This is a genomic window from Burkholderia stabilis (assembly GCF_001742165.1).
In the GTDB taxonomy this organism is placed as follows: domain Bacteria; phylum Pseudomonadota; class Gammaproteobacteria; order Burkholderiales; family Burkholderiaceae; genus Burkholderia; species Burkholderia stabilis.
Window position 1 is genome coordinate 233,202 of the sequence record NZ_CP016443.1, and the last position, 26,013, is coordinate 259,214.

Annotated in this window: 20 protein-coding genes and 1 pseudogene; 10 read left to right on the forward strand and 11 right to left on the reverse strand. The window is 67.1% G+C overall.

Features of this window, described 5'->3' with window-relative positions; all coding sequences use genetic code 11:
- Positions 1-82: 82 nt before the first annotated feature.
- The 5 genes from BBJ41_RS19155 (at position 83) to BBJ41_RS19175 (ending at position 8,784) form a co-directional block, all read left to right on the forward strand.
- Positions 83-3,514, forward strand: coding sequence for a transglutaminase family protein (locus BBJ41_RS19155; RefSeq protein WP_069747931.1), 3,432 nt, complete (start codon positions 83-85; stop codon positions 3,512-3,514).
- A gap of 199 nt (positions 3,515-3,713) precedes the next feature.
- Positions 3,714-6,320: a circularly permuted type 2 ATP-grasp protein gene (locus tag BBJ41_RS19160; protein WP_069747932.1), complete on the forward strand. Its 2,607-nt coding sequence runs from the start codon at positions 3,714-3,716 to the stop codon at positions 6,318-6,320.
- The gene (locus BBJ41_RS19165) at positions 6,314-7,357 is read left to right on the forward strand and encodes a transglutaminase family protein (protein ID WP_069747933.1); all 1,044 of its coding nucleotides are present in this window, start codon (positions 6,314-6,316) and stop codon (positions 7,355-7,357) included. Before BBJ41_RS19160 ends, BBJ41_RS19165 begins: the two co-directional genes overlap by 7 nt.
- A 175-nt stretch (positions 7,358-7,532) precedes the next feature.
- Positions 7,533-7,805, forward strand: a complete 273-nt coding sequence (locus tag BBJ41_RS19170; protein ID WP_069747934.1) for a hypothetical protein — start codon at positions 7,533-7,535, stop codon at positions 7,803-7,805.
- 127 nt (positions 7,806-7,932) lie between these two features.
- Positions 7,933-8,784, forward strand: a complete 852-nt coding sequence (locus tag BBJ41_RS19175) for a hypothetical protein (protein ID WP_069747935.1) — start codon at positions 7,933-7,935, stop codon at positions 8,782-8,784.
- 10 nt (positions 8,785-8,794) lie between these two features.
- Here BBJ41_RS19175 and pip read toward each other — a convergent pair whose 3' ends face one another.
- On the reverse strand, positions 8,795-9,727 hold the full coding sequence (gene pip, locus BBJ41_RS19180) for a prolyl aminopeptidase (protein WP_069747936.1): 933 nt from the start codon (positions 9,725-9,727) through the stop codon (positions 8,795-8,797).
- A 326-nt stretch (positions 9,728-10,053) separates the two neighbouring features.
- On the opposite strand from pip, the gene BBJ41_RS19185 reads away from it, so the two are divergent.
- Positions 10,054-11,205 (forward strand): acyltransferase family protein, encoded by a 1,152-nt coding sequence (locus tag BBJ41_RS19185; protein ID WP_069747937.1) that lies wholly within the window; start codon positions 10,054-10,056, stop codon positions 11,203-11,205.
- A gap of 52 nt (positions 11,206-11,257) precedes the next feature.
- Here the strand turns inward: BBJ41_RS19185 and BBJ41_RS19190 are convergent, their stop codons facing one another.
- Complete coding sequence (locus BBJ41_RS19190) at positions 11,258-12,049, reverse strand: PA3715 family protein (protein WP_069747938.1); 792 nt, start codon at positions 12,047-12,049, stop codon at positions 11,258-11,260.
- 142 nt (positions 12,050-12,191) lie between these two features.
- Between BBJ41_RS19190 and BBJ41_RS19195 the strand changes: the two genes are divergently transcribed.
- Positions 12,192-12,593 carry a hypothetical protein gene (locus BBJ41_RS19195; protein WP_069747939.1) on the forward strand — a complete coding sequence of 134 codons (402 nt, stop codon included), beginning with the start codon at positions 12,192-12,194 and terminating at the stop codon, positions 12,591-12,593.
- A 212-nt stretch (positions 12,594-12,805) separates the two neighbouring features.
- Here the strand turns inward: BBJ41_RS19195 and BBJ41_RS19200 are convergent, their stop codons facing one another.
- Positions 12,806-13,171 (reverse strand): VOC family protein, encoded by a 366-nt coding sequence (locus BBJ41_RS19200; RefSeq protein ID WP_069747940.1) that lies wholly within the window; start codon positions 13,169-13,171, stop codon positions 12,806-12,808.
- Between the two features lie 251 nt (positions 13,172-13,422).
- Here BBJ41_RS19200 and BBJ41_RS39335 point away from each other — a divergent pair, with 251 nt between their 5' ends.
- Positions 13,423-14,241, forward strand: coding sequence for an alpha/beta fold hydrolase (locus BBJ41_RS39335; protein ID WP_236872105.1), 819 nt, complete (start codon positions 13,423-13,425; stop codon positions 14,239-14,241).
- A gap of 191 nt (positions 14,242-14,432) precedes the next feature.
- Here the strand turns inward: BBJ41_RS39335 and BBJ41_RS19205 are convergent, their stop codons facing one another.
- The 7 genes and pseudogenes from BBJ41_RS19205 to BBJ41_RS19235 form a co-directional block, all read right to left on the reverse strand.
- On the reverse strand, positions 14,433-15,497 hold the full coding sequence (locus tag BBJ41_RS19205; protein WP_069747941.1) for a 2-aminoethylphosphonate aminotransferase: 1,065 nt from the start codon (positions 15,495-15,497) through the stop codon (positions 14,433-14,435).
- A complete protein-coding gene (gene aepY, locus BBJ41_RS19210; RefSeq protein WP_069747942.1) occupies positions 15,497-16,678 on the reverse strand; it encodes a phosphonopyruvate decarboxylase in 1,182 nt (393 codons plus the stop codon). The genes BBJ41_RS19205 and aepY overlap by 1 nt, the downstream gene beginning before the upstream one ends.
- Positions 16,675-18,360 (reverse strand): annotated as a pseudogene (aepX, locus tag BBJ41_RS19215) (phosphoenolpyruvate mutase). The gene aepY and the pseudogene aepX overlap by 4 nt, the downstream one beginning before the upstream one ends.
- Positions 18,357-19,124 carry a phosphocholine cytidylyltransferase family protein gene (locus tag BBJ41_RS19220; protein ID WP_069747943.1) on the reverse strand — a complete coding sequence of 256 codons (768 nt, stop codon included), beginning with the start codon at positions 19,122-19,124 and terminating at the stop codon, positions 18,357-18,359. Before BBJ41_RS19220 ends, aepX begins: the two are co-directional and overlap by 4 nt.
- 36 nt (positions 19,125-19,160) lie before the next feature.
- Positions 19,161-20,162: an HpnL family protein gene (locus BBJ41_RS19225; RefSeq protein WP_069747944.1), complete on the reverse strand. Its 1,002-nt coding sequence runs from the start codon at positions 20,160-20,162 to the stop codon at positions 19,161-19,163.
- Positions 20,159-20,968 (reverse strand): HalD/BesD family halogenase, encoded by an 810-nt coding sequence (locus BBJ41_RS19230; RefSeq protein ID WP_069747945.1) that lies wholly within the window; start codon positions 20,966-20,968, stop codon positions 20,159-20,161. The genes BBJ41_RS19225 and BBJ41_RS19230 overlap by 4 nt, the downstream gene beginning before the upstream one ends.
- Entirely contained in the window at positions 20,965-21,645 is a 681-nt protein-coding gene (locus BBJ41_RS19235) for a CDP-alcohol phosphatidyltransferase family protein (RefSeq protein ID WP_069747946.1), read from the reverse strand. Before BBJ41_RS19235 ends, BBJ41_RS19230 begins: the two co-directional genes overlap by 4 nt.
- 654 nt (positions 21,646-22,299) lie before the next feature.
- On the opposite strand from BBJ41_RS19235, the gene BBJ41_RS19240 reads away from it, so the two are divergent.
- Positions 22,300-23,814: an acetyl-CoA hydrolase/transferase family protein gene (locus BBJ41_RS19240; RefSeq protein ID WP_069747947.1), complete on the forward strand. Its 1,515-nt coding sequence runs from the start codon at positions 22,300-22,302 to the stop codon at positions 23,812-23,814.
- A 39-nt stretch (positions 23,815-23,853) separates the two neighbouring features.
- Here the strand turns inward: BBJ41_RS19240 and BBJ41_RS19245 are convergent, their stop codons facing one another.
- On the reverse strand, positions 23,854-25,383 hold the full coding sequence (locus tag BBJ41_RS19245) for a DHA2 family efflux MFS transporter permease subunit (protein ID WP_069747948.1): 1,530 nt from the start codon (positions 25,381-25,383) through the stop codon (positions 23,854-23,856).
- Between the two features lie 135 nt (positions 25,384-25,518).
- Here BBJ41_RS19245 and BBJ41_RS19250 point away from each other — a divergent pair, with 135 nt between their 5' ends.
- Entirely contained in the window at positions 25,519-25,959 is a 441-nt protein-coding gene (locus tag BBJ41_RS19250; RefSeq protein WP_069747949.1) for a MarR family winged helix-turn-helix transcriptional regulator, read from the forward strand.
- The last annotated feature ends 54 nt before the right edge of the window (positions 25,960-26,013 follow it).

The following is a 26,013-nucleotide window of genomic DNA, read 5'->3' on the forward strand; positions in this document are numbered from 1 at the left end:
GCTTTCGCCGAATCCGCCGTGCCGTGCCGCCGCGTCGAAGGCGACGCGGCGGCACGGTCGGCCCAACCCGAACCGAGCTCCCATGTCCATCCACGTCGCGCTGCATCACACCACCCGCTACCGTTACGACCGGCTCGTCAACCTCGGCCCGCAGGTCGTGCGGCTGCGGCCCGCGCCGCACTGCCGGACGCCGATCCTCGCGTACTCGATGACGGTCGAGCCCGCGCAGCACTTCATCAACTGGCAGCAGGACCCGTTCTCGAACTATCTCGGGCGGCTCGTGTTTCCGGAGCGCACGGAGCACTTCGAGATCACGATCGATCTCGTCGCCGAGATGTCGGTGTACAACCCGTTCGACTTCTTTCTGGAAGCCAGCGCCGAGCAATACCCGTTCAGCTATGACGACGCGCTGAAGACCGAGCTTGCGCCGTATCTCGTGTGCGATCCGCAGACCGGCGCGTCGGCGCTGTTCCGCGCGTATCTGGACGGCGTCGACCGCACGCCGGCCGGCACCGTGAACTTCCTCGTCGCGCTGAACCAGCAACTGCAGCGCGACATCGGCTACCTCGTGCGGATGGAGCCCGGCGTGCAGACGCCCGAACAGACGCTCGAACTTGCGTCCGGCTCGTGCCGCGACAGCGCGTGGCTGCTCGTGCAGCTGTGCCGGCATCTCGGCATCGCCGCGCGTTTCGTGTCGGGCTACCTGATCCAGCTCACGCCCGACGTGAAGTCGCTCGACGGCCCGAGCGGCACGTCGGTCGATTTCACCGACCTGCACGCGTGGTGCGAGGTCTACCTGCCTGGCGCGGGATGGATCGGCTTCGATCCGACCTCGGGCCTGCTCGCCGGCGAAGGCCATATTCCGCTCGCGTGCACGCCGCAGCCGACGAGCGCCGCGCCGGTCGAGGGGCTGATCGACGAGTGCGAGGTGTCGTTCGAGCACGAGATGGCCGTGACGCGCGTGTACGAATCGCCGCGCGTGACGAAGCCGTATACGGAGTCGCAATGGGACGCGGTGCGCGCGCTCGGCACGCAAGTGGACGGCGCGCTGGCGGCCGGCGACGTGCGGCTCACGCAGGGCGGCGAGCCGACCTTCGTGTCGATCGACGATCGCGACGGCGCGGAGTGGAACACCGATGCGCTCGGCCCGACCAAGCGCGGCTACGCGACCGAACTCGTGCAGCGGCTGCGCGCCGAATACGGTGAAGGCGGCTTCCTGCATTTCGGGCAGGGCAAGTGGTATCCGGGCGAGCAACTGCCGCGCTGGGCGCTGTCGATCTTCTGGCGTGCGGACGGCCAGCCCGTGTGGCACGATCCGTCGCTGTTCGCCGACGAGCGCGAGCCATCCGCGTATACGACCGACGATGCGAAGCGCTTCATCGACGCGCTGGCCGCGCGGCTGAACCTGACCGGCGAATTCATCCGGCCCGGCTTTGAAGACGTCTGGTACTACCTGTGGCGTGAGCGCCGGCTGCCGGTCAACGTCGATCCGTTCGACTCGCGCCTCGACGACGAGCTCGAACGCGCGCGGCTGCGCAAGGTGTTCGAGCAGCAGCTCGACAGCGTGGTCGGCTACGTGCTGCCGGTGAAGCGCGCGGACGACGCGCGGGGCCGCCATCAGCCGGGCCTCGACGGGCCGCGCTGGGAGACGGGCCCGTGGTTCTTCCGCGACGAGCGCATGTACCTGGTGCCCGGCGATTCGCCGATGGGCTATCGGCTGCCGCTCGATTCGCTGCCGTGGGCTACGCGCGCGGATCATCCGTACCTGGTCGAGCGCGATCCGTTCGCGCCGCGCGACGCGCTGCCGGAAGCCGCCGCGATCCGCGCGCGTTATGCGGGGCCGGCCGACGCGCCGCGCTACCTGTCGGGCGTGCACCGCGAAGCGTCCGCGCAGACCGTGATGCAGTGGCGCAACGACGGCACGGCTAACGGGCGGCATGGTGCGCCTGCGCACGATCCGCAGCGCCGGCCCGAGCGTTTCGAATCGGCCGCGTGGATCACGCGCACCGCGCTGTGCGTCGAAGTGCGCAACGGCATCCTGTACCTGTTCATGCCGCCGCTCGCCGCGCTCGAGGATTATCTCGAGCTGCTCGGCGCGATCGAGCTGACCGCGCACGCGCTCGGCGTGAAGCTCGTGCTCGAAGGTTATCCGCCGCCGCGCGACGCACGGCTGAAGGTGCTGCAGGTGACGCCCGATCCCGGCGTGATCGAGGTGAACATCCACCCGGCCGCGAGCTTCGACGAACTCGTCGACCACACCGAATTCCTGTACGACGCGGCCTGGCAGTCGCGGTTGAGCAGCGAGAAGTTCATGGTCGACGGCCGCCACGTCGGCACGGGCGGCGGCAACCACGTCGTGCTCGGCGGCGCGACGCCGGCCGATAGCCCGTTCCTGCGCCGCCCGGACCTGCTCGCGAGCCTGATCGCGTACTGGCACAACCATCCGTCGCTGTCGTACCTGTTCTCGGGGCTGTTCATCGGGCCGACGAGCCAGGCGCCGCGCGTCGACGAGGCGCGCAACGACCAGCTCTACGAACTCGACATCGCGTTCGCCGAGATCCAGCGCAACAAGCTGCTCTACGGGCAAGACATGCCGCCGTGGCTCGTCGACCGCGTGCTGCGCAACCTGCTGATCGACGTGACCGGCAACACGCACCGCAGCGAATTCTGCATCGACAAGCTGTATTCGCCCGATTCGTCGACCGGCCGTCTCGGCCTGCTCGAACTGCGCGCGTTCGAGATGCCGCCGCATGCGCGAATGAGCGTCGTGCAGCAACTGCTGCTGCGCGCGCTGGTTGCGCGCTTCTGGGCCGCGCCTTACACGACGCCGCTCACGCGCTGGGGCACCGCGCTGCATGATCGCTTCATGCTGCCGGCGTTTCTTCAGATGGATTTCGACGACGTGCTCGCCGAACTGCGCGATGCCGGTTTCGCGTTCGATCCGGCATGGTTCGCGCCGCACTTCGAATTCCGTTTCCCGCTGTTCGGCCAGATCGCGGTGAACGGGATGGCGCTTTCGCTGCGCGGCGGGCTGGAGCCGTGGCACGTGATGGGCGAGGAGGGCGCGCCCGGCGGCACGGTGCGCTACGTCGATTCGTCGGTCGAACGGCTCGAGGTGCGCGTGACCGGGCTGAACGACAACCGGCACGTCGTGACCGTCAACGGCCGCGCGTTGCCGTTGCAGCCGACCGGCACGGTCGGCGAATACGTCGCGGGCGTGCGCTACAAGGCGTGGGCGCCGCCGTCGGCGCTGCATCCGACGATTGGTGTGCATGCGCCGCTCACGTTCGACATCGTCGATACGTGGCTGCAGCGTTCGCTCGGCGGCTGCCGCTATCACGTCGCGCATCCGGGCGGGCGCAACTACGCGACGTTCCCCGTCAATGCGTACGAGGCCGAGAGCCGCCGGCTCGCGCGTTTCGTCGAGATGGGGCACACGCCGGGGCGGATGGACGGGTCGGCTGCCGTGCCGAGCCGCGAATTTCCGTTCACGCTCGACCTGCGGCGGCCGTGACCGGCCGATGACGGGACCGATGAAGATGCGCGGTCCGCGACCTTCCTGCGTACTGGCCAGGGTGCTAGGATGCGGGCAGATTGCGGCCGCGCGCCGCGGCCCGCCGCTGGTGCGGCGGCGCGCATGCGCGCCCGCGCCCTGACGATCGAACGACACCGTGCCGCCCATTCACTCCGACCATCTCGCCGCCCCCGACGCGATGCCCACGCTTTTCGATACCGGCGCCCAGCCGGATGCCGCGGAACTGGCCGCCGCGCTCGCGGCGCCGGCCGCCGCCGGCCGTTACGACGAACTGCGCGGCAGCGCGGCCGGCCTGCACGCGCCCGCGCTCGCGCCTGCGTGGCGCAACTTCTTCACGGCGATCGGCAGCGACGGCGTGGCCGACCTCGATCGCCGCGCCGACGCGCTGCACCGGCGCATGCGCGAGAACGGCCTGTTCTATCAGCTGCATGAACAACGCGCCGGCGACGGCGCGGCCGGCCCGTGGTCGCTCGACCTGCTGCCGCTGATCGTCACGCCCGAGGACTGGGTTTCCATCGAGCGCGGCGTGCTGCAGCGCGTGCGGCTGCTCAACGCGACGATGGCCGACCTGTACGGGCCGCAGACGATCCTGCAGCGCGGGCTGCTGCCGCCCGCGCTCGTCACCGGGCATCCCGGCTACCTGCGCGCGATGCGCGGCGCGCGTGTGCCGGGCGACACGTGGCTGCACGTCGTTGCGTTCGATCTCGCGCGCGGCCCGGACGGGCAGTGGCGGATCGTCGCGCAGCACACGCAGGGCGCGGCCGGGCTCGGCTACCTGCTCGAAAACCGGCTGATCGTGTCGCGGCTCTTTCCGCGCGGGTTTCGCGGGCTGCGCGTGCAGCGGCTCGCATCCGCGTACCGCGCGCTGCTGCAGAGCATGCAGGCGCTCAGCCCGACCGCGAAGAATTCGCGGATCGTGCTGCTGACACCGGGGCCGCACAGCGCGACGTATTTCGAGCATGCGTATCTCGCGCGTTATCTCGGCCTCACGCTCGTCGAGGGCGGCGACCTGACCGCACGCGACAACCGCGTGTCCCTGAAGACGCTGCGCGGGCTCGAACCCGTGCACGGCATCCTGCGGCGCGTCGACGACGCGTGGCTCGATCCGCTCGAACTGCGGCCCGATTCGATGCTCGGCGTGCCGGGATTGCTGCAAGCGGTGCGCGCGGGCAACGTGCTGCTCGCGAACGCGCCGGGTTCGGGCTTTCTCGAATCGCCGGCCATGCTCGGCTTCATGCCGCGTCTCGCGGAAGGCTTGCTCGGCGAAACGCTGACGCTGCCGGCCGTGCATTCGTGGTGGTGCGGCGAGGCGGCCGCGTGCGACGACGCGCTGCCGCAGCTCGCGCGCGGCATCGTGAAGGCGTCGTATCCGGCCGACGTGCAGGCGGGCGGCCCGTTCGACCCGGTGATCGGCGCGCGGCTCACGCAGGCGCAGCTTGCCGAATGGCGAGCGCGGATTCTCGCGCGGCCCGAACACTACACGGTGCAGGCCGACCTGCCGCTATCGCAGGCGCCGACCTGGCCGGGGCACGGCGCGCCCGACGGCAATGGTGGCGCGCGCATCGTGCCGAAACCGCTTCTGCTGCGCGTGTTCGCACTCGCCGACGGCGCGCAGCGCTGGCGGCTCCTGCCGGGCGGGCTGTCGCGGGTCGGCACGCGCGACACGCTGTTCAACGCGCCGATGCCGCGCGGCGGCAGCACCGTCGATACGTGGGTGATGACCGAAGGCATCGTCGATTCGACGACGCTGCTGCAGACGCACCTCGGCCCCGACGATCTCGTCGAGCGGCCGCGCGCGATCGCGAGCCGTGCGGCCGAGAACCTGTTCTGGCTCGGCCGCTACACCGAGCGCGCGACCAACCTGATGCGCCTCGCGCGCGCCGCGCTCGAGCGGCTGCGCGGCGAGGACGACGTCGACAGCCCCGCGCACCTGGAATTGCTCGACACGCTGTGCCGCGACACGGGCCTGATCGCGGCCGATGCGCCGAATGCAGTCGATGCGCCGCGCGCGTTCCAACACGCGCTGGCGACCTCGCTGACGCGAGGCGCGGATCGCACGTCGGGCGTCGCGTCGTGCCTGTTCGGAATGCGCGGCGCCGCCGCGGCGATCCGCGAACGGCTGTCGAGCGATCAGTGGCGGCTGATCGACGATGCGACCCAACTGTTCGCCGACAGCGCCGGCCTTCCGGAAGCGGAGGAGCAGATCGGCAACGAGGCGTTGCAGTTGCTCGAGCGTCTGGGTCTGTTGCTCGGCGCGATCACGGGCGCGCAGACCGACAACATGACACGCGACGACGGCTGGCGATTGCTGTCGATCGGTCGGCAGATCGACCGGCTGGATTTTCTGTGCAGCGTGCTGAAGTTCGCGTTCGACGAAGGCGCCGTGCACCGGCAGGACGGCTTCGAGCTGGTGCTGGAACTGTTCGACAGCACGATCACGTTCCGCTCGCGTTTCCAGCGCGGCTTCGACGTTGCGCCGCTGCTGTCGCTCGTCGTGCTCGATACCGACAACCCGCGCTCGCTCGGCTGGGTCGTGCAGGCGCTGCGCGGCCGGCTGACGAAGGTCGAGCGCAGCGAAGGTTATGCGCTGTCCGAGCTGGCCGAGACGATTCCGGACGTGCCCGCGTGGTCGCTGCACGAGCTGTGCGAAACCGCCGATGGCGGCCGGCACGACAAGCTGCTCGACGCGCTCGACACGACGGTGAAGGCGGTCTGGGAACTGTCGAACCGGATCGGCGAACGCTATTTCAGCCACGTGCGCGAGGCAGGCAGGACGTTATGGTGACGACGAAAGGCGCGGCGAAAACGCCGCCCGGTTCCGGCAATGCGCGGCAGGGCGCGGCAGCGGCACCTACGCCGACGCCGGCTGCCGTTGCGCCCGGCCGCTTGCTGCGCGTCACGCACGATACCGAATACCGTTACGCGGCGCGCGTCGAATCGGCGCAGCACCAGGCGCGCCTGCAACCGCTCGCGACGCCGCGCCAGCAAGTGCTGTCGTTCGCACTCGACATCGAGCCCGCGCCGGAATCGGTTTGCACGGAGATCGACGCGTTCGGCAACGCGCGCGCGTCGTTCGCGCTGAACCAGCCGCACGACGCGCTGCTCGTGCGCAGCCGCAGCACGGTGCGCGTGACGCCGCCGGTGTGGTCGCGCGGCGCGCGCGGCGAGCCGCCGCCCGCGATCGCGAAGCCCGATGGCGAACATGCGACGGCATGGGAGGGCGTGCGCGACCGGCTCCAGTTCCGTGCGGGGCAGCCTTACGACGCGGCGAGCGAATTCGTGTTCGCGTCGCCGCACGTCGCGTGCGACCCTGAACTCGCCGCGTACGCGGCCGCGAGCTTCACGCCGCAACGGCCGCTCGTGCAGGCCGCGTGGGACCTGATGCGGCGCGTGCACGCCGATTTCGCGTACACGCCGAACAGCACCGACATCACGACGAGCGCGCTCGATGCGCTGCGGCTGCGCAAGGGGGTCTGCCAGGATTTCGCGCACGTGATGATCGGCGCGTTGCGCTCGCTCGGGCTCGCCGCGCGTTACGTGAGCGGTTATCTGCTCACGCAGCCGCCGCCCGGACAGCCGCGGCTGATCGGCGCCGACGCGTCGCATGCATGGGTCGAGGTGTACGACCCGGCGTGGCCCGAGGACGGCGGCTGGCTGCAGCTCGATCCGACCAACGATCGCGCGCCGGGCGACGACTACGTGATGCTGTCGATCGGTCGCGACTACGCGGACGTGACGCCGCTGCGCGGCGTGATCCGCGGCGGCGGCGCGGATCAGGAGCTGAAGGTCGGTGTGACGGTCGAGCCGCTCGACACGCCGTAAGGCCGGGCGATTCGACGGATTCGGCGTTTAAGTCTTCGTTAATACTGCACGCCTAGCATGGTGATGCCGGCGCGCGGATCGGACCCGGTCCGCGTGCCGGCGGCATGCGCGGGTGCGTCGACGTTACGGCGCCGCGCCGTCGCGCATTGCCAGTTCCTTGCAACGGCGGCAGACCATGATCAAGCACTTCGACTACACGCTCGGCAGCGAGACGATTGCGCTTTGCGCGAGCTTCGGCGCGGGGCCGGCGTTGCGCCGCGTGCTCGTGAGCCGTGCGGATTCGATGGAGACGCTGGTGGTGCTCGACGCGCGCGGCCTGTCGGGCCTGCTGAAGGTGGCGACCGAAGAACCGGAGGGGCTGCTCGACGACGCGATCCGCAAGGTCGGCGACGAACAACTCGTCGAGCGGGCGATCAGCGGCAAGGCGATCGTCGAAACCGTGCTGTGACGACATCTGCACGGTGCGTCCGGTCGGACCAGGGAGTATCCTTCCGGTCCGACCGGTTCTTCGACGCTGCCTCATGTCCACGACAGGCGCTGCCATTCCCGCTCCCCGCCGCTATACGACGATTCGCGTGATCGCGTATCACGGCATTCTGCAAAACACCACGTCCTTGCTGCAGTTTGTCCCGTTCGTGCTGCTCGTCCTGCACGAACGGTCGCTGAATGCGTTTTCGTCGTGGTCGTGGCAGTTCCGGGCACTGCAGGCCGCATTGTTCGCAACGGCGATTGCCGGGCTGGTCAGTCATGTCGCACTGGCATTGCGTCGTCGCTGGGGACGCACGCTCGCTCTGGCGAACTGGGGCGTATCGAGTGTCGTGTGGCTCATGCTGTCGACGTGGGTCCCGGTACTCGTCGGGCTGCCGTTCGGCATTATCGGTTTCGCGCTGATGTACAACCGGCTCAGCAGCGACTACCTGAGGCCGCCGCAGATCATGTCAGGCCTGACGATGCGGCACTGCGTGTCCTTTTGTCTGCTGGCCGCCGCGTCCGCGCTGTATTACTGGGCGATATCGTACGCGGCTGCGCACACGGGCGCCTTTGCCTACATTTTTCCGAATACCCGGCCGATGAATCTGCTGAAGGCGGCCGTCGTCGCGCTGGTCTTGGGTACCGCCGTCGCGCCGCGTGGGCTGCGCATGTGGAGTTGCGGCATGTCGCTGATGACGGCGGCGATCGCGATGCTGGGCATGCTGGCGGGCTACGTGTCGATCGCGACGCCGCTGGTTCGCCATATGCCACTGGAATATCAGCGCACGGCGCTTGTCATTCCCTGGCAGCCGATCATGGTCTACGTGGTCGTGACGTTCTGCGTTGCGCTGGTGTTGATTCGCGCGACGAAGCCGCCGAAGCCCGGTGCGTGGGAGCAAGGGGCGACTCCCGACGCACCCGACGAGGCGGCGGCGCGCCGGGAAACGACTTCCTGATGCCGCGCGGCTAGTTCGCGAACCGGTCGGTTGCCGCGATCAACGCTTCCAGGATCCCCGGCTCGTTGTACGCGTGCCCCGCGCCCGGCACGATCTCGAACGTCGCGTCCGGCCAGGCCTTCGACAGCTCCCATGCGGTGCGCGCGGGCGTCGCGATGTCGTAGCGGCCTTGCACGATCACGCCCGGAATGCCGGCGAGGCGATGCGCGTCGCGCAGCAACTGGCCTTCCTCGACGAAGCCCCTGTTCACGAAGTAGTGGTTTTCGATCCGCGCGAACGCGAGCGCGTAGTGGCCATCCGCGAAGTGCGCGGCGAGCGCGGGATCGGGCAGCAGCGTGATCGTGCGGCCTTCCCAGATGCTCCACGCGCGCGCGGCTTCGAGCTTCGCGGCTTCGTCGTCGCCCGTCAGCCGGCGATGGTAGGCGGCCATCAGGTCCCCGCGCTCGGCTTCCGGAATCGGTGCGACGAAGTCTTCCCACAGATCGGGGAACAGCCACGATGCGCCTTCCTGGTAGTACCACAGCAATTCCGCGCGACGCATCGTGAAGATGCCGCGCACGATCAGCGCGCTCACGCGCTCGGGGTGCGTCTCCGCGTACGCGATCGACAGCGCGCTGCCCCACGAACCGCCGAATACGAGCCATTGCTCGGCGCCGACCATTTCGCGCAGGCGTTCGATATCGGCGACCAGGTCCCACGTCGTGTTGTTTTCGAGGCTCGCATGCGGCGTCGAGCGCCCGCAGCCGCGCTGGTCGAACAACAGGACGTCGTAGCGCTCGGGGTCGAACAGGCGGCGATGGTCGGGGCTGCAGCCCGCGCCGGGGCCGCCGTGCAGGAACACGGCGGGCTTGCCGGCCGGGTTGCCGCAGCGCTCCCAGTAGATGCGATGGCCGTCTCCGGTGTCGAGGTGGCCGTGGGCGTAGGGTTCGATCGGTGGGTACACAGACAGGCTCCGGGTGATGGTCGACGGGGGCGGACGAGGCGCGGGCCGGTGTGCGGGCGGAGTGCGTTACTGCGGATATTGCAGCGCCGCAAAAATTCGTTGCGTGGGCATCGGACCGGCCGCCGCCGGACAAGGCTTGTCATTATGCCCATTCGTTGGCGCCGGCGTCGGCTCGCTGTGGGGTTTGCGGCCGCCGGCGTTCCCCACGGGAATTTTGAAGCAATTTCATTCCGATATTTTTCATACAAAATCCCGGCGGCATATCGGCGTGCCGGACCGGCGCCGCCGGTGTGCTGCCCATCCACCGTGCCAACGGAAACCAGCCGATGAACCATCGTGTCACGCAGTTGACCGGGTTGCGCGCCGTCGCCGTGACGATGGTCGTCGTCGGACATGCCGAGCATGTGCTGCCCGGCGGCTACACGGGCTGGTTCGCGCCGTTGCGGCTGATCGCCGACGGCCGGCTCGGCGTGCTGATCTTCTTCGTCCTCAGCGGCTTCCTGATCACCAACGTGCTGCGCGCCGAGCGCGCCCGCACGGGCGGCATCGCGCTGACGTCGTTCTACGTGCGCCGCGCGCTGCGGATCTGGCCGGCCTGCTACGTCTATCTCGCGGCCGTCGCGATCGTCGCCTTCGCGGGCTGGTTCGACGTCGACCGCCGGCAGTGGCTGTATGCCGCGCTGCATCTGTGGAATTACTCGGCGTGGTTCGGGCTGACCGCCGACAACCTGCTGCATCCGGACGGCGCGTGGTATCTCGGCCATTTCTGGTCGCTCGCGCTCGAGGAGCAGTTCTACTGGTTCTGGCCGCTGCTGTTCATGTACGGCGCGCGCCGCGGCGGCACGCGCTGGCTGGCCGCGCTGATCCTGATCGTGCCGCTGGTGCGCGCCGTGACGTATTTCGTCGCGCCGGCGTTGCGCGGGCAGCTCGGGATGATGCTTCACACGGGCGTCGATCCGATCCTGATCGGTTGTTATGCGTCGCTCAACCGCGAACGGCTCGAAGCGTGGATTCGCTCGTGGCGCGGCGAGACGCGGATCGTGACGGCGATCGTCTTCATCGTGCTGCTCGGGATGCCGCTCGCCGAACATCGGCTCGGCGGTTTCTGGAATGCGACGTACGGCGTGACGCTCGAAGCCGCGCTGATCGCGATCGTGATCGTCGTGCTGAATTTCCGCGGCGAATTCTGGTGTGCGCGATGGTTGCGTGCGCAGCCGGTCGTGTTCATCGGCACGATCTCGTTCAGCCTGTATCTGTGGCAGCAGCCGTTCGCGAACCCGGATTTGCCGGTCGCACACGCGTTTCCGCTTGGGATCGTGTGGGCGCTGCTGGCGGCGACTGCCAGCTATTTCCTTGTCGAGAAGCCGTTCCTGCTGCTGAAGGATCGGTATACGGCGCGTGAGATGCGGCGGGGGCGAGAGGATGCGCGGCGGATGCCGGCGTCGGGCGAGGCGATCGGAGCGAAGGTGGTGGAGTAGGCGGGCGGGGTAGCCCGCTGTCGTTTTACTTGAAGCGCTTCATCGCGGCAGGCTAATACCAGAAGTTCCGGAACATATCGATCCCGTAGGTCTTGCCGTCGTAGTGGACGGTCGTGCGTGCGGTGCGCTTGCCCGTAACCGAGTATTCGCGGTCCTTGCGCTGCGACTTGGTGATGTGTGCGGTGATCGACAGGTCTGAGAAGCCGTGGCTCGATGTTTTCTCGACAGCGATCGTCATACGGGCATCTTCGCTGCTCGCGTCGCCGACACCGGGGCCGCAGGCTTCGCCTTCGATGCTGACCCATCCGTAGAGATTGGTGCCGAACACCGGACGGATGCGGTTGCCTTCGCGCACCCACAGCGTCAGCTCTTCGCTGGCGTCTGCATCGGGGCAGCTCGCCCCGCGCGCGCTGCTCGTGAACACGACGCCGAATGCGCGCACGTCAGGCGACAGCCGGTAGGGCGCCGTATCGATGCGATAGCTGTTCTCGCCGATCTCAGTTGCGGAGTCTTCTTCGATTACCGATTTTTCGGCCGCCACGACCTTGCCGCCCTCGACGAGCGCGACGACCTGCAGCTTGTCGCTGTCGTCCGGGTTCTTGCCTTTGGAAAGCGAATCGAACGCGATGGCCGCGATCGTCGTGTCCGGCGCATTCGGCATGACCTTGCACGCCGACGCGACGACGAGCCGGTCCGCATCGCGCGTGGCGATGCGCGCGCTTGCGATGCCGGCCCAGCGGGCGACGGCCGTGACGGTAGCGTCGCCGCAAGGCTGGTTGTCGGCAGCCTGAACGGCGGAGGCGGCGACGAGCGCCAGCAGCGGGGCGAAACGAAGGATTCTCATAGTCCAAAGGTTCTTCATTGATGCAGGGGATGTTGCTTACGATTCGAAGCAGTCTGTCAGTTTTGTCCGGAGCCGGTCATCCAGCAGTACACTGAATCGATGGTGTCGTTCTCGATCGACCGTCTTTCGTTCCCGTTCCGTCATGGATGATCCCAATAAAATCGACGAGATTGTAAAAAATTCATTTGGCCTTTGGATTTCCGGGCTTTTCAGCGCGATCAGCGGAAACTCACCCGGTATCGCGTTCGATAGTCACCGGGATGCGTTCTTTCGAATTGTCGAGTATCTGCTTCAGACGGGAAGAATCAAGTTCATTGCCCCGGGAGCGGATTGCTACGTCTCGCCCGAACATCCCAATCCCCGATTTACGATCCACGACTGTGACGCGTATTGGCAGGCTTCTCCTCACGAGATAATTTCCTATCTCCGAGCTAGATGGCCAGAAGATGCAGGGCACGAGCATGACCTCTTGCTCGTTGACTACTTCTATAGCCTGCCAGGCGTGATATGGCGCGGTGACGACGGTAGGCTGGTGGCGTCCTGATTTGGGCTTCAGTGCGGCCTAAGCACGAAGCGACCTTGGCGAGGATGGTGAACGATCGAGCGGCCCGTGCCCAACGACCGGTTGTGGCCGACTGTCGTCCAACGCGATCGGCCGAAGCCGCCAACCGGAGCGGACACCGTGAGCCTCAAAGCTCCTTGGTTTTGGGTGTCTTTGAGGCGACGGATCTCATCGTCTACGGATACTCGTCTTGGTTACTTGCTCGATTCGTCTGCTGACCATACAGCCAGCTCATAACCGTCGGGATCGGTAAAGTGGAAGCGTCGGCCGCCCGGGAACGAGAAAGTCTGACGGCTGATGGTGGCACCCGTCGCCTCGATCCTTCGTTGGACTTCAGCCAGATCATCAGCGTAGAGGATGACTAGTGGGCCGCCCGGCCTGATGGGCTCGCCGGTTGTAAATCCACCCGTGATCCGGCCGTCGCGAAACTCGGTATAGGTCGGACCGTAATCGGTGAAGGTCCAGCCGAAAACGCTGCCATAGAAGGCCTTGCTTTGTCGAATGTCGCTGACATTGAATTCGATGTTATCAATCTGACGGTCTTTCCCTCGAATGCTCATTAGTACCCGTTCCCTTGGTTGTTTTCCGAGTGGCAATGATATGCACCATAACCGCCCATAACGATAGTGAGCGGTTCTGGAGATGTCCACTCTTGGCCGCACCCGGTCGGTGGCCGCTCGGACAAACCGCGACTGGCTTAACCCGACCCATTTCAGGCTCCCGATCTCCTGCAAAGCGACCATTCAGCGGCGAAGACTCCAAGTCAGCGCTGCGTGTACCATGCACATTCTCAAACATGCGGTGGCTCGCGATGAAAAGCCTTCTAGTCGCTTCAGGTCGTGCCAAGCTGGCAACGGAAGTCTTCGGAAGTGGAGAACCGATTGTATTTTTGCACGCGCGGGTCGCGGACCGCCGGATGTGGCGCCAGCAGATTCGCGAAATTGGCGCTAGCAACCAAACTATCGCCTATGATCGACGTGGATTTGGCGAAACAGTTGCCGAGGCAGAGGACCACTCTGCCGTTGAAGATTTGATCGCCGTTCTCCAATCGGTGGCAGGTGGATCTCCTGCAATACTCGTTGCCTGCTCTCAAGGTGGAGGCATAGCCCTCGACGCCGCTCTTCGGTATCCGTCGTATGTTCGCGGTCTCGTTCTTGTCGCACCGAGTGTGCCAGGTGCGCCGAAAATGACTCATGCAGCGCGGGTTGAAGACTGGGTCACCCGTTTGGCGGCGGCAGAAGCGAGGAAAGATATTGAGGAGGCCGTCGCGATTCGAGCGACGCTCTGGCTTGATGGTCCGTTTCAACCCGAGGGGCGTGTGACGGGTGAAGCTCGCAAGCTGTTTGACGAGATGAACGTTGCGGCTCTCGGTTTGCCGCCGACGGGCACGAACACTGATTCACCGGTCGCGTACGGACGGTTGGGCGAACTATTAGTACCGACGCTGGTGATGTGTGGGGATCTGGATCTTCCCGGAATTCAGGAGCGAAGTCGTTACGTTTCGGCTAACGTATCCCGTGGGACGTTCCACCAGATATCAGGAACCGCACATTTGCCGTCCCTCGAACGGCCACAGGAGCTTACGAGCGTGATCGCGGGTTTTATCGATCAATGTAACGCTCTGCAATAGCGGGGAGGCGAAGCGCTAACGAGGATTTTCCTGTGGCGCATGAAGTGATTGTCGACGATCCGGACGGTGTCATCGAGTGTCCCCGCACGACCAAATGCCGACACCTCGCCCAGAGTTTCCAAGAAATCCACAAAGAATAAAAAAAGGCCCTCGCGAGAAGGGCCTTTCATAGACGAAGGTACGAGCAACGTTTACCGCGTCAAAGCCGTAAACCCCTCCAGCAACCGCTCAACATCAGCCGCCTGAATCGCACCCATCGTCGAGATCCGGAACAACTCCTTCGACAGCCCGCCTTGCCCCGCGTAGATCACAAAGCCGCGCGCTTTCAGCCCGTCATGCAGCGTCTCGTACGTGACGCCTTGCGGCAGCCGGTACGCGCGCAGCACGACCGACGACGCACCTTCCGGCAGCACGAGCGGCATCCCGCGCGCGGCAAGGCCGGCCTGTGCCTGGTCGGCGAGCGCCTTGTAATGCGCATGACGCGCGCGCCAGCCGCCGGCTTCGTCAAACTCGCGCAGCGCCTCGACGAGCGCGTAGTACGCGTGCACGGACGGCGTGAACGGCGTATTGCGCTGGTCCTGCAGCTTCGCGAGACGCCCGAGGTCGAGGTAGTACGTGCGGCTCGCGGCCTTCGCGAGCGCGCTGCGGCGCACGATCACGAACGCTGCACCCGGCACGCCGTGCAGGCACTTGTTCGCGGTCGCGGCAACGGCGTCGATGTCGCCGCCGGCGAAGTCGATCGCTTCCGCGCCGAAGCTGCTGACGCCGTCGACGAGCAGCTTCACGCCGCGTGCGCGGCAGACTTCCGCGATCGCGCCGAGATCGTTCAGGCGGCCCGTCGTCGTTTCGTGATGGATCACCGCGACGTGCGAGTAGCCGCCCGCATCGAGACGCGCGCCGATCTGCGCGAGGTCGGGCGCCTGCATCCATTCGTGTTTCAGCACATCGTGCGCGATGCCGTACTGCGTCGCGATCTGCGTGATCCGCTCGCCGTACACGCCGTTCTCGATCACGAGCAGCTTGCCGTCCTGCGGCACGAGCGCCGCGATCATGCTCTCGACGGCGGCCGTGCCCGAACCGGTCATCAGCACGGCGGTCCATTCGGCCGGATCGAGTTCGTATGCGGCGACGAGGCGCGCGCGCGCCTCATCCTGCAGATCGAAGAATTCGCTTTCGCGATGGCACAGGTCGGGTTGCAGCAGGCTGCGGCGCACGCGTTCGGTGAGCGTGACCGGGCCGGGGTTCAGCAGCAGCATCAAAGGGCTCCTTCAACGTGGGCTTCGGTCTGCGCGGCGCCGATGTGCCGCATCAGACGGGTCTTGACCTCGACCGGCGTGACGATCGGGCGGGGCAGGCCGTCGGGCACGCCCGTGCGGATCGCGAGACGCACGAACTGCGCGCCGTTACCCGACGCGGCCAGCGCGGCATCGAGCACGTCGAGCGTGTCGCCTTCGACCGCCGACGCGTAGCCGCATGCGGCCGCGACGCCCGCGAACGACACATGCTGCGACACGGTCGCCTGGCCGCCCGTCGATTCGTGCGCGCCGTTGTCGAGCAGCACGTGCGTGAGGTTCGCCGGGCCGTAGGTGCCGAGCGTCGCGAACGCGCCCATGCGCATCAGCGCGGCGCCGTCGCCGTCGACGGCCACCACGCGCAGGTCGGGGCGCGCGAGCGCGAGGCCGAGCGCGAGCGGCGTCACGCAGCCCATCGAGCCGACCATGTACAGCTGGTTCGGGCGATCGTCGATCGCGTAGAGCTCGCGGCCGCAGAAGCCGGTCGAGGCGAGCACGACGGTCGAATCGACCGGCGTGTGCGCGATCACGCGCTCGAGCGCGGCCTGGCGCGTCGGCCGGGCCTCGGCCGATGCGGCGCGCGACGACGATTGCGCGGCGACATGCGCGCGCGGCTGCGCCGCCGGGTTCGCCTTCAGCTCATACGGTGCAACGCTGCCTTTCTGCATCACGAGCGCGTACGGGCGGCCCGTCGCGTCCATGTGCGCGATCGCGCGGTCGAGCGCCGGGCCGACCTGTTCGGGGTCGGTCGGGAACGTCTCCCACGGAATCTCCATCGTGTCGAGCATCGCGGGCGTGATCGGGCCCATCAGCGCGTGCTGCGGCTCGTCGGCGACGCCCGGCTGGCCGCGCCACGTGACGATCAGCAGTTGCGGCAGGCGGAACGTCCAGGTCAGCGAGGTCAGCGGGCTCACCGCGTTGCCGAGCCCCGAGTTCTGCATCATCGCGATCCCGCGCTTGCCGCCGAGCGTCGCGCCGGCGATCAGCGCGACCGCGTCGCCTTCGTTCGCGGCCGACAGGTAGTGCAGCGTCGGGTCCTGCAGCACATAGTTGATGAACGGCGTCAGGTACGAGCAGGGCACGCCCGCGTACCAGTCGAAGCCGCGTTCGCGCGCGGCCTCGACGAACTGGGCCGCTTCGATCATTGCGCGCCCCCGTTGCCGGTGCCCGGTTCGGACAGCGGCGTCTGGCCGTGCGCGAAGTCGCCCGCGCGGCGGAAGTCTTCGAGATCGTTCACACCGCGCCAGTGGCCGTGCACGTACTGCACCTCGATCTTCTCGCCGGCGGCGATCAGTTCGTTGAGGAGCGACGGGATGTCGAGCGTGTCGAAATCGTCGCGCGCCTGCAGCGTCGCGAGCATCGCCTTCAGGCGCTCGACACCGGCGCCGCGCACGTTCAGCAGGCCGATCCAGCGGCCGTGCGGCGTGCCGGTGGCGACGTCGCTCGACACGCGTTGCAGGTAGGTCTTCTGGCCGAACAGGCCGCGATCGTCCGCCGCCGAGCACAGTGCGAAATCGCGCACGCTCTGGTTGGTTTCGGTGAGCGACGAATCGACCACCACGCTGAACTCGGCCTCGCTCTCCGCGAGGTCGCGCACGATGTAGCTGCGGAACAGCAGGTCACCGTACGAGATCACGGTGTCGCCGGTCAGGCGTTCGGCCGCACATGCGAGCGACGCGAGCTCGCCCGTCTGCGCATGGCGTTCGTTGACCACGAGCTTGATGCCCGACGTGTCGATCGCGTCGGCGCGATAGCCGCCCACCACGGTGATGTCGTTCACGCCGTGCGTCTTGAAGCCGTCGACGAGCTAGCGCAAGAGCGGCTTGCCGGCGACCGGCAGCATGACCTTCGGCCTGTCTTCGGTCACGGCTTCGAGGCCCTTGCCGCGGCTCGCGGCGAGCACGATCGCGGCGTTCGACGCGCGCGACGACGACGACAGGTAGATACGTTCGGCGGCCGAGTACTCGTCGGCGTCCTGCAGGCGGAAGATCTCGTTGACCGATGCAACGCGGTCCTCGACGTTGATCAGCGTTTCGCTCTCGTGGATCTCGCGCGCGGTCGCCTGCATCGCGGAGGCCGACGCGCGGATCAGGTGATTCGCCCAGATCACGGTGCTGATGCCGGCCTGGCGGAACACGTCGGTCGGCGTGCTGTAGTACTTGGTCGGCACGATCACGAGCGGCGCCTTGCCGCTCCATTCGCGCGCGAACTGCAGGATCTCGTCCGGGCGGGACAGCTTGCTGTGGATCAGGATCGCGTCGGCGCCGGCTTCCGCATACGCGTTCGCGCGGCGCAGCGCCTCGTCCATCCCCCAGCCCGCGATCAGCGCCTCGACGCGCGCGACGATCGAGAAATCGGGATCGGTCTGCGAATCCTTGCCGGCCTTGATCTTGCCGCAGAACTCGTCGATTTCCGCGAGCGGCTGGCGCTCGCCGCCGATGAAGCTGTTGGTCTTCGGGAACTGCTTGTCCTCGATGCAGACGCCGGCGATGCCGCGCTGCTCGAGCTTCTTCACGAGGCGGCGCACGTTGTTGAAGTTGCCGTAGCCGGTGTCGCCGTCGAGCAGGATCGGCAGGTCGCTGGCGTCGGCCATGAATTCGAGCACGTCGACGACCTGCGTCCAGCTCGCTTCGTTGTTGTCGCGCACGCCGAACTGCGCGGAGATCGCGAGGCCCGATGCCCAGATCCCCTTGAAGCCGGCTTCGCGGACGATCCGCGCGGACAGGCCGTTGTGCGCTTCCATCAGGAATTCGAGGTCGCTGCTGACGAGCATGCGGCGCAGGCGTGCGCTGCGCGATTCGGTGAAGTTGGGTTCGCGTGCGTTCATCGTGCGGCTCCGGCGGTAGTACGTTGAATCAGGGGGAGGATGTCTTGCGTGGCGCGTGCGACGTCGTTCGGGAAGTCGATCTCGATCCACGGCGAGCCGGTGACGTCGGCGACGTCGAACGAGTGGCCGCCTTCGAGCAGCAGGTCGCGCACGGCTTCTTCGTGCGGCATGTTCGCGCGGCCGCTGTCGACGTAGCCCGCGACGATCGTCGCGAGGCGGCGCGCGGTGCCTTCGGTGAAGCGGAAGAAGCCGACCGATTCGCCGATCGTGTCGTAGTCGAGGTCGACCGCGAGCTGCTTGCGCAGCTCGACCGGCACGCCGTTCTTCAGGCACAGCTTGACGGGCTCGTCGCCGGCTTCGAAGTCGCGGTCGATCAGCAGGCGATCGACCGTCTTGTCGGAATCGGCCACCAGCGCGTGCAGGATGTTCTCGTCGTACAGGACGTCGGCGTCCATCAGCAGCACGTCGCCGCCGCGCGTCATCGCGTCGGCGACGGTATGCACGGTCAGCACGCTGCCGAGGTCGTAGCGGTCGTTGATCACGATCTCGGCCTGGCGGCCGAGGCGCTTCAGTTCCTGCTCGACCTTCTCGTGCTGAAAGCCGAGCCCGAGCACGATCTCGTCGACGCCCGCGGCATCGAGCACACGCAGATGGCGCTCGAGCAGCGATACGTCGTCGAAGCGCAGCAGGCACTTCGGGAACTGCGCTTCGGGCGGTTGTTGCAGGCGCAAGCCGAGGCCTGCCGCAAGAATGATGGCTCGCATGGGTTCTCCAACCAAAAAGCCGGCGGATCTGAACGATCAGTCGGCGAGCGGCTGCGGCGCACGACGCCGCTGCCAGTTTCTTTCACTGAAATGCAGATAGAGCAGCCCGGGCAGGCCGAGTGCCAGTTCGCGCGCGCGTTTCGCGAGCGACAGCGCGAGCGCCGCGTCGGGCGGCAGGCCGACCAGCGGCGCGAGCAGCAGGTAGCCGCCTTCCTGCGCGCCGAGCGAGCCCGGGATCGCGAAGGCCGCGCCGCGGATCGCCTGGCCGACGCTTTCGAGCAGCAGCGCGTCGAGCCAGCTGACCGGGTGCCCGAGGAAATGCAGCGCGAGCCACACTTCCGCGGTGCCGACGATCCAGCCGACGAGGCTCAGTGCGAACGTCTTCGCGACCTTCGCACGATCGCGGTACAACGCGGTGACCGCGTCGTCGATGGCATCGGCGCGGGTCGCGAGCGACGACCAGTCGCGCGGGCCGAGCAGCTTCGACGCGAGACGCAGCCCGCGGCCGAACAGCCCGCGCCGCTGCGCCAGATAGAACAGTGCGGCGAGGGCGCCGAGCACGCCGGTCGCGATCAGCGCGGGCGTGCGCAGGTGCGCGACAGACTCGTGTGTTGCATACAGGCTGAACGCGGCGATGCCGATCAGCGCGAACGCCATCTGCGCGAGCGCCTGCATCGTCGTGCTGACAGTGACGGCCGCCGCCGCATCGGCCATCCGCGTGCCGCGCTGCGCGAGGTGGCGCACCATCAGCACCGGGCCGCCGATCTGCCCGGCGGGCAGCAGGCTGTTGACCGATTCGCCGACCCAGCGCGCGCGCAGCGCGTTGCCGAGTTCGGCGCCCGGCTGGCCGGGGCGGAACATCACGGAAATCGCGATGGCGTCGATCACGAGCGGTACGACGTGGAACGCCGCGACGAGCGCGAGCCCCCAGCCGGCCGCGAGGAACGTGGACGCGACCGCGCCGACGCCCTGCCACGCCAGCAGTGCCACGAACAGCGCCGTCCCGAGGGACAGCAGGATCAGGCCGGCGCGTGTCATGACCCGGTCGTGCGTCGCGTCGCCAGTTGCTTGAACACCTGGCGGAAACCGAAATACGCGATCGCGTCCTTCATGTTCGAGATGAAGCGCTTCCACGGCCGCATGCCGGGGTTCGTCACGTATTCGAAAGTGAGCGACACGCGCGTCTCGTTCTGGCCGAGCGGCGTGATGCGGTGGCGCAGCTTGTCGCCGTCGAACAGCACGATGCCGCCGTCGGCGATCTGCACCGAGCCCGGTTGATCGGGCACGTCCGGGTTGCGCGTGTGCAGTTCGTAGTCGAGCCGGCACGACGATTCGTCGATCACGCCGATCAGCAGCGTGTAGCGGCGGCCGTCGTAGTACGACGTGTCGTAGTGCCAGCCGATGTGGTCGCCGGGCTTCGTGTAGTAATACAGCGCGTAGGCGTGCGGATCGTCGTCCGGCGACAGCATCAGCTTGTCGCCCGTGACCTTCTCGAGAAAGCTGATCAGCGCCTTCGACCGGTACAGCTCGGCGATGTAAGGCGCCTGCTCGTCGATCGTGTGCCGGCTCACGCTGCCGCCCTGCTTGTGGCCGGGCAGGTAATTGCGGTTCAGGCCGGGCTGCATCGCGCGTGCGGCCGCTGCGAGCTTCGCGTGCGCGTCGGCCGGCAGGAAGGTGTCGAGATACAGGAACGACCCCTGGCGCGTGTAGTCGCCGCGCAGGCGGTCGAGATCGAGCTGGCCGACGCTGTCGGCCACGGTGCGATCGGGGCCGGACGCGGCCGCGCGCGCAGGCGCGGGGCGTGCCGGGCTCAGCACGGAGTCGTCGCGCGTGCTCTGAGTCATTTGGAAGCCTGGATTTCGGTTGGGTTCTGCGGGAGGTTGCCGCGCCGGACGACGCGCCACCAGTCGATCACGACCCAGGCGGCGAACAGCGGGGCGCCGATCGACGCCGCGAGCAGGAACGGCTCGACGCCGTTGACGAGCGTCACGATCGGCAGCAGGTACAGCACGTCTTCCGTCTCGAAGCCGCCGGCGAATGCCTGCTTGGTGCCCGCCTTGCCGGCGATCGATTCGATCCGCATGCGCAGGAAGAAGATCAGCGCGACGGCCGCACCGGCCACCGCGCCGAGCAGCACCGGCGACGCGGCCATTTGCCCGCCTTGGGCGACGATGCCGAGGCCCATGCTGACGAACAGCGCGATCGTCACGAGCGCATCCGCCGCGAGGTCGTAAAAATGACCGATCTTGCTGGACTTGCCGCTGATGCGCGCGAGCTCGCCGTCGGTGTGGTCGACGAAGTTCGACAATACGATCAGGAAAGCGCCCGCGTTGCTCCAGCCGAAGCCGCCGTGCGCAAGGCACCAGGCGCCGGCGAGGCCGATCATCAGACGAACGGTGGTGAGGTGATTCGGGGTGACCGGCGTGTCGACGAGCGGCCGGACAAGCGAGCGCGCAAGCCGCGCATCCCAGGTGCGTGGCAGGGGCGGTTCTGAACGTGTGGCGGTTTTTCTTTGGTCCATCGGCGAAATATATACGGAATTGTAATTTGTTGCTTTTTATTCGATCAATGTCCTGACATACGGGAGTGTTACGGCGTCTTGCCGGTGTCGGCCGGTCGAAAACCAGGGGCTCGGAAGGACGCGAAAACGGAGCGGCCGCACCCGTATTCCAGTGTGGTTCGCATCGTGCGGCTGTCAAGGACGGGCGGGCCTCGGAGGCCCGCGTGGCGGCGGTTTTCGCGGATGCCGGCGGACGGCGCGCGGTACGTGCGACCTTGACGTACGTCAGGTCGGGAAAAGGCGCATCGGGCGACAATTGGCCGCGCCGGACGGGTATCGGCGATTGTTGATCGGCAGGCGGTCAATGCCGGCCGAAATCAGTGAATTAATGCGGGATGGTTGGCGATTGCCGGCCGGTCATTCGGACCGACGCTTTCGCGCACCTTTCGTGTGCATTCGGCGCACGCGCATCGTCTGTCACAGAACGGTCGTTCGATACCCGGCAAATTCGGCAAGGATCTTTTGCATCCGGCGGACATTTCGCGGCGATTGCCTCTGCGATACTCCGACCGTGCCTGTGGTGCCGGCCGCGCCTAGCGGCCCCAAGGGCTTCATGTCGCTCAGGAGACACCCCCCGCGACGTCAACGACAGACCCCACGCGTCAGAAACCAGCCATGTCTTCATCACGCATCCTCGCTCCCGCCCTGCGTTCGCTCGTCCGCACCGCCGACGAAGCCGCCGCGCTGATCCGTCCCGGTATGACCGTCGCCATGAGCGGCTTCACGGGCTCGGGTTATCCGAAGGCCGTGCCGACCGCGCTTGCCGCCCACATCGACGCGGCGCACGCGCGCGGCGAGGACTTCCGGATCAACGTGCTGACGGGCGCATCGACCGCGCCGGAACTCGACGGCGCGCTCGCCCGCACCAACGGCATCTCGATGCGGCTGCCGTACCAGTCCGACCCGACGCTGCGCGACAAGATCAACGCCGGCGAAGTCGATTACCAGGACGTTCACCTGAGCCACGTCGCGCAATACGCGTGGTTCGGGCTGTACGGCGATCTCGACGTCGCGATCGTCGAAGTCGCGGGCATCCGCGAGGACGGGCTGCTGATCCCGTCCGCGTCGATCGGCAACAACAAGACGTGGCTCGAACGTGCGAAGCACGTGATCCTCGAGGTCAACTCGCGCCAGCCGCTCGGCCTCGACGGGATGCACGACGTCTATTACGGCACCGCGCTGCCGCCGCATCGCCAGCCGATTCCGCTGACGAAGAGCGACGACCGGATCGGCGAGCCGTACCTGCGCTGCCCGGCCGACAAGATCGTCGCGATCGTCGAGACCGATGCGCCGGATCGCAGTAATGCGTTCTCCGCGCCGGACGAAACGTCCAAGCAGATCGCGCTGCAACTGATCGACTTCCTGCGCCACGAAGTGAAGCGCGGCCGCCTGCCGGAAAACCTGCTGCCGCTGCAGTCGGGCGTCGGCAACATCACGAACGCGGTGCTCGCGGAACTCAGCTCGGCCGGTTTCTCGAACCTGACCGCGTATACCGAAGTGATCCAGGACGCGATGCTCGACCTGCTCGACGACGGCACGCTGAGTTTTGCGTCGGCTACCGCGCTGTCGCTGAGCCCGGCCGCCGTGCAGCGCTTCGCCGACGAAATCGCGACGTTCCGCGAGAAGATCGTGCTGCGCCCGCAGGAGATCAGCAACCATCCGGAACTCGTGCGCCGCCTCGGCTGCATCGCGATGAACGGGATGATCGAGGCCGACATCTACGGCAACGTGAACTCGACGCACGTGATGGGCACGAAGATCCAGAACGGCATCGGCGGCTCGGGCGACTTCGCGCGCAACGGCTACCTGTCGTGCTTCATGTCGGCGAGTACCGCGAAGGGCGGCGCGATCTCGCGGATCGTGCCGATGGCGAGCCACGTCGACCACACCGAGCACGATGTCGCGGTGGTCGTCACCGAGCAGGGCCTGGCCGATTTGCGCGGCCTGTCGCCGAGGCAGCGCGCGCGCAAGGTCATCGCGACCTGCGCGCATCCCGACTACCGGCCGATGCTCGAGGATTACTTCGAGCGCGCGTCGCGCGAGAGCTTCGGCAAGCACACGCCGCACCTGCTCGCCGAAGCGCTGTCGTGGCACGAGCGCTACGTGCGCACGGGGACGATGAAGGCCTGACGCGGCCCGCGGCGGGCGCGCGTGCGCCCGCCGTCGTCGTCAATCCATCACCGCGTGCGCGGGATCGACGCTCGGCGCTTTCTGCGGCGGGCGGATCAGCAGCAACAGCGGAATCATCAGCAGCGTCGCGACGAACATCAGCTTGAAGTCGTTCAGGTACGCGATCATCGTTGCCTGCTGGTTGATCGTGCGGTCGAGCAGCGCGATGTCGAGGTGGCTGCCGGACATCGCCTGCACGGCCGGGTTGAACGGCGTGATCTGCGCGGCGAGATCGGCGTGCGACACCTGCGTGTTGCGCGTCATCAGCGTCTGCACGATCGAGATGCCGATACTGCTGCCGATGTTGCGCATCAGGCTGTAGGTGGCCGTGCCGTCCGCGCGCAACTCGGGCGGCAGCGTCGAGAACGACAGCGCGCTCAGCGGCACGAACACGAGCCCCAGCCCGAAGCCCTGGACCACGCCCGGCCACACGATGTCCGATTCGGACAGCACGATCGTGTACTGCATCATCTGCCATAGCGCGAGCGCCGATATCGATAGCCCCGCGAGCAGCAGCATTCGCGCATCCACGTATTTCAGCAGCCGTCCGACGAACAGCATCGCGATCATCGTGCCCGCGCCGCTCGGCGCGGTGACGAGCCCGGTCGTTGCAACCGGGTAGCCCATCAGGTTCTGCAGCATCGGCGGCAGCAGCGCGCGCGTCGCGTACAGCACCGCGCCGACCACGAAGATGAACAGCGTGCCCGTCGCGAAGTTCGGGTCGCGCAGCAGCTCCGACTTGAAGAACGACGCCTTGCCGACGGTCGCCGTATGCGCGAGGAAGAACGCGAAGCTGAGTATTGCGACCAGCGCCTCGATGCGGATCTCGTAGGAACCGAACCAGTCGAGCTGTTCGCCGCGGTCGAGCATCGCCTGGAACGCGCCGATCGCGAGCGCGAGCGTCGCGAAGCCGAACGCGTCGAATTTCACGTGCGGGCGCGGCGCACGCGCGGGCAGGAAGGTCAGCACGCCGGCGAGCGCGAACGCGCCGATCGGCACGTTGATGAAGAACACCCAGCGCCAGTTGTAGCTGTCGGTGAGCCAGCCGCCGAGCGTCGGGCCGAGGATCGGGCCGACCATCACGCCCATCCCCCAGATCGCCATCGCCTGGCCTTGTTTCTCGCGCGGGTTGATGTCGAGCAGGATCGACTGCGACAGCGGCACCAGCGCGGCGCCGAATACGCCCTGCAGCAGCCGCGCGCCGACGATCTGCACGAGCGATTCGGACAGCCCGCACAGCGCCGATGCAATCGTGAAGCCGCCGATCGAGATGATCAGCAGCCGCTTCATGCTGAGCCGGTCGGACAGCCAGCCGGTGAGCGGCGTCGCGATCGCCGCGGCGACGATGTAGGAGGTCAGCACCCACGTAATCTCGTCCTGCGATGCGGACAGCGTGCCCTGCATGTGCGGCAACGCGACGTTCGCGATCGTGCTGTCGAGGGTCTGGATCAGCGTGGCGAGCATGATCGACAAGGTCAGCATCGGCCGGTTCAGGGCGGGCGAAGCGGGGGCGTCGGCGGCGGGGTTCAAGCGGGTGTCTCCGTGGGGCGGTCGCCGTGGGCGGCGATCCGGTATGGCTCAAATTATAAGCACGCTTATTATATATCCGCTCATCGCCTGGTCTCGAGACCGGGGCCATTCGCGGCTTGACCCTATAATCCGCGGATGGACAAGACCTACGAGAACCGGATCGGCTACCTGATTTCCGACGTGGCCCGCCTGCACGGACGCCTGTACGACCGGCGCGCGAAGCGCATCGGGCTGACGCGCGCGCAAAGCCGCGTGCTCGCGTACCTGACGTGGAAGGGCGAGATGAATCAGGCGCGGCTCGCCGAATGGCTCGAGATCACGCCGATCTCGCTCACGCGGCTGCTCGACCGGATGGAAAGTTATGGCTGGATCGAACGCATCGCGAACGACGACGACCGCCGCGCGTTCGTGATCCGGCTGACCGACAAGTCGCGCGAGATCTTTCCGCAGATGCTCGAAGTCGGCGATACCGTCGCCGACGACGGCCTGCGCGGCTTCACGCGCGACGAGCGCGACACGCTGGTGCGGTTGCTCGGGCGCGTGCGCCACAACCTGATCGACTGCGGCGGCGAGTGACGCGGGCGCCCGCTCGGGCGCGCCGCCCATGACAAAAACAAAGAGAACACTGAG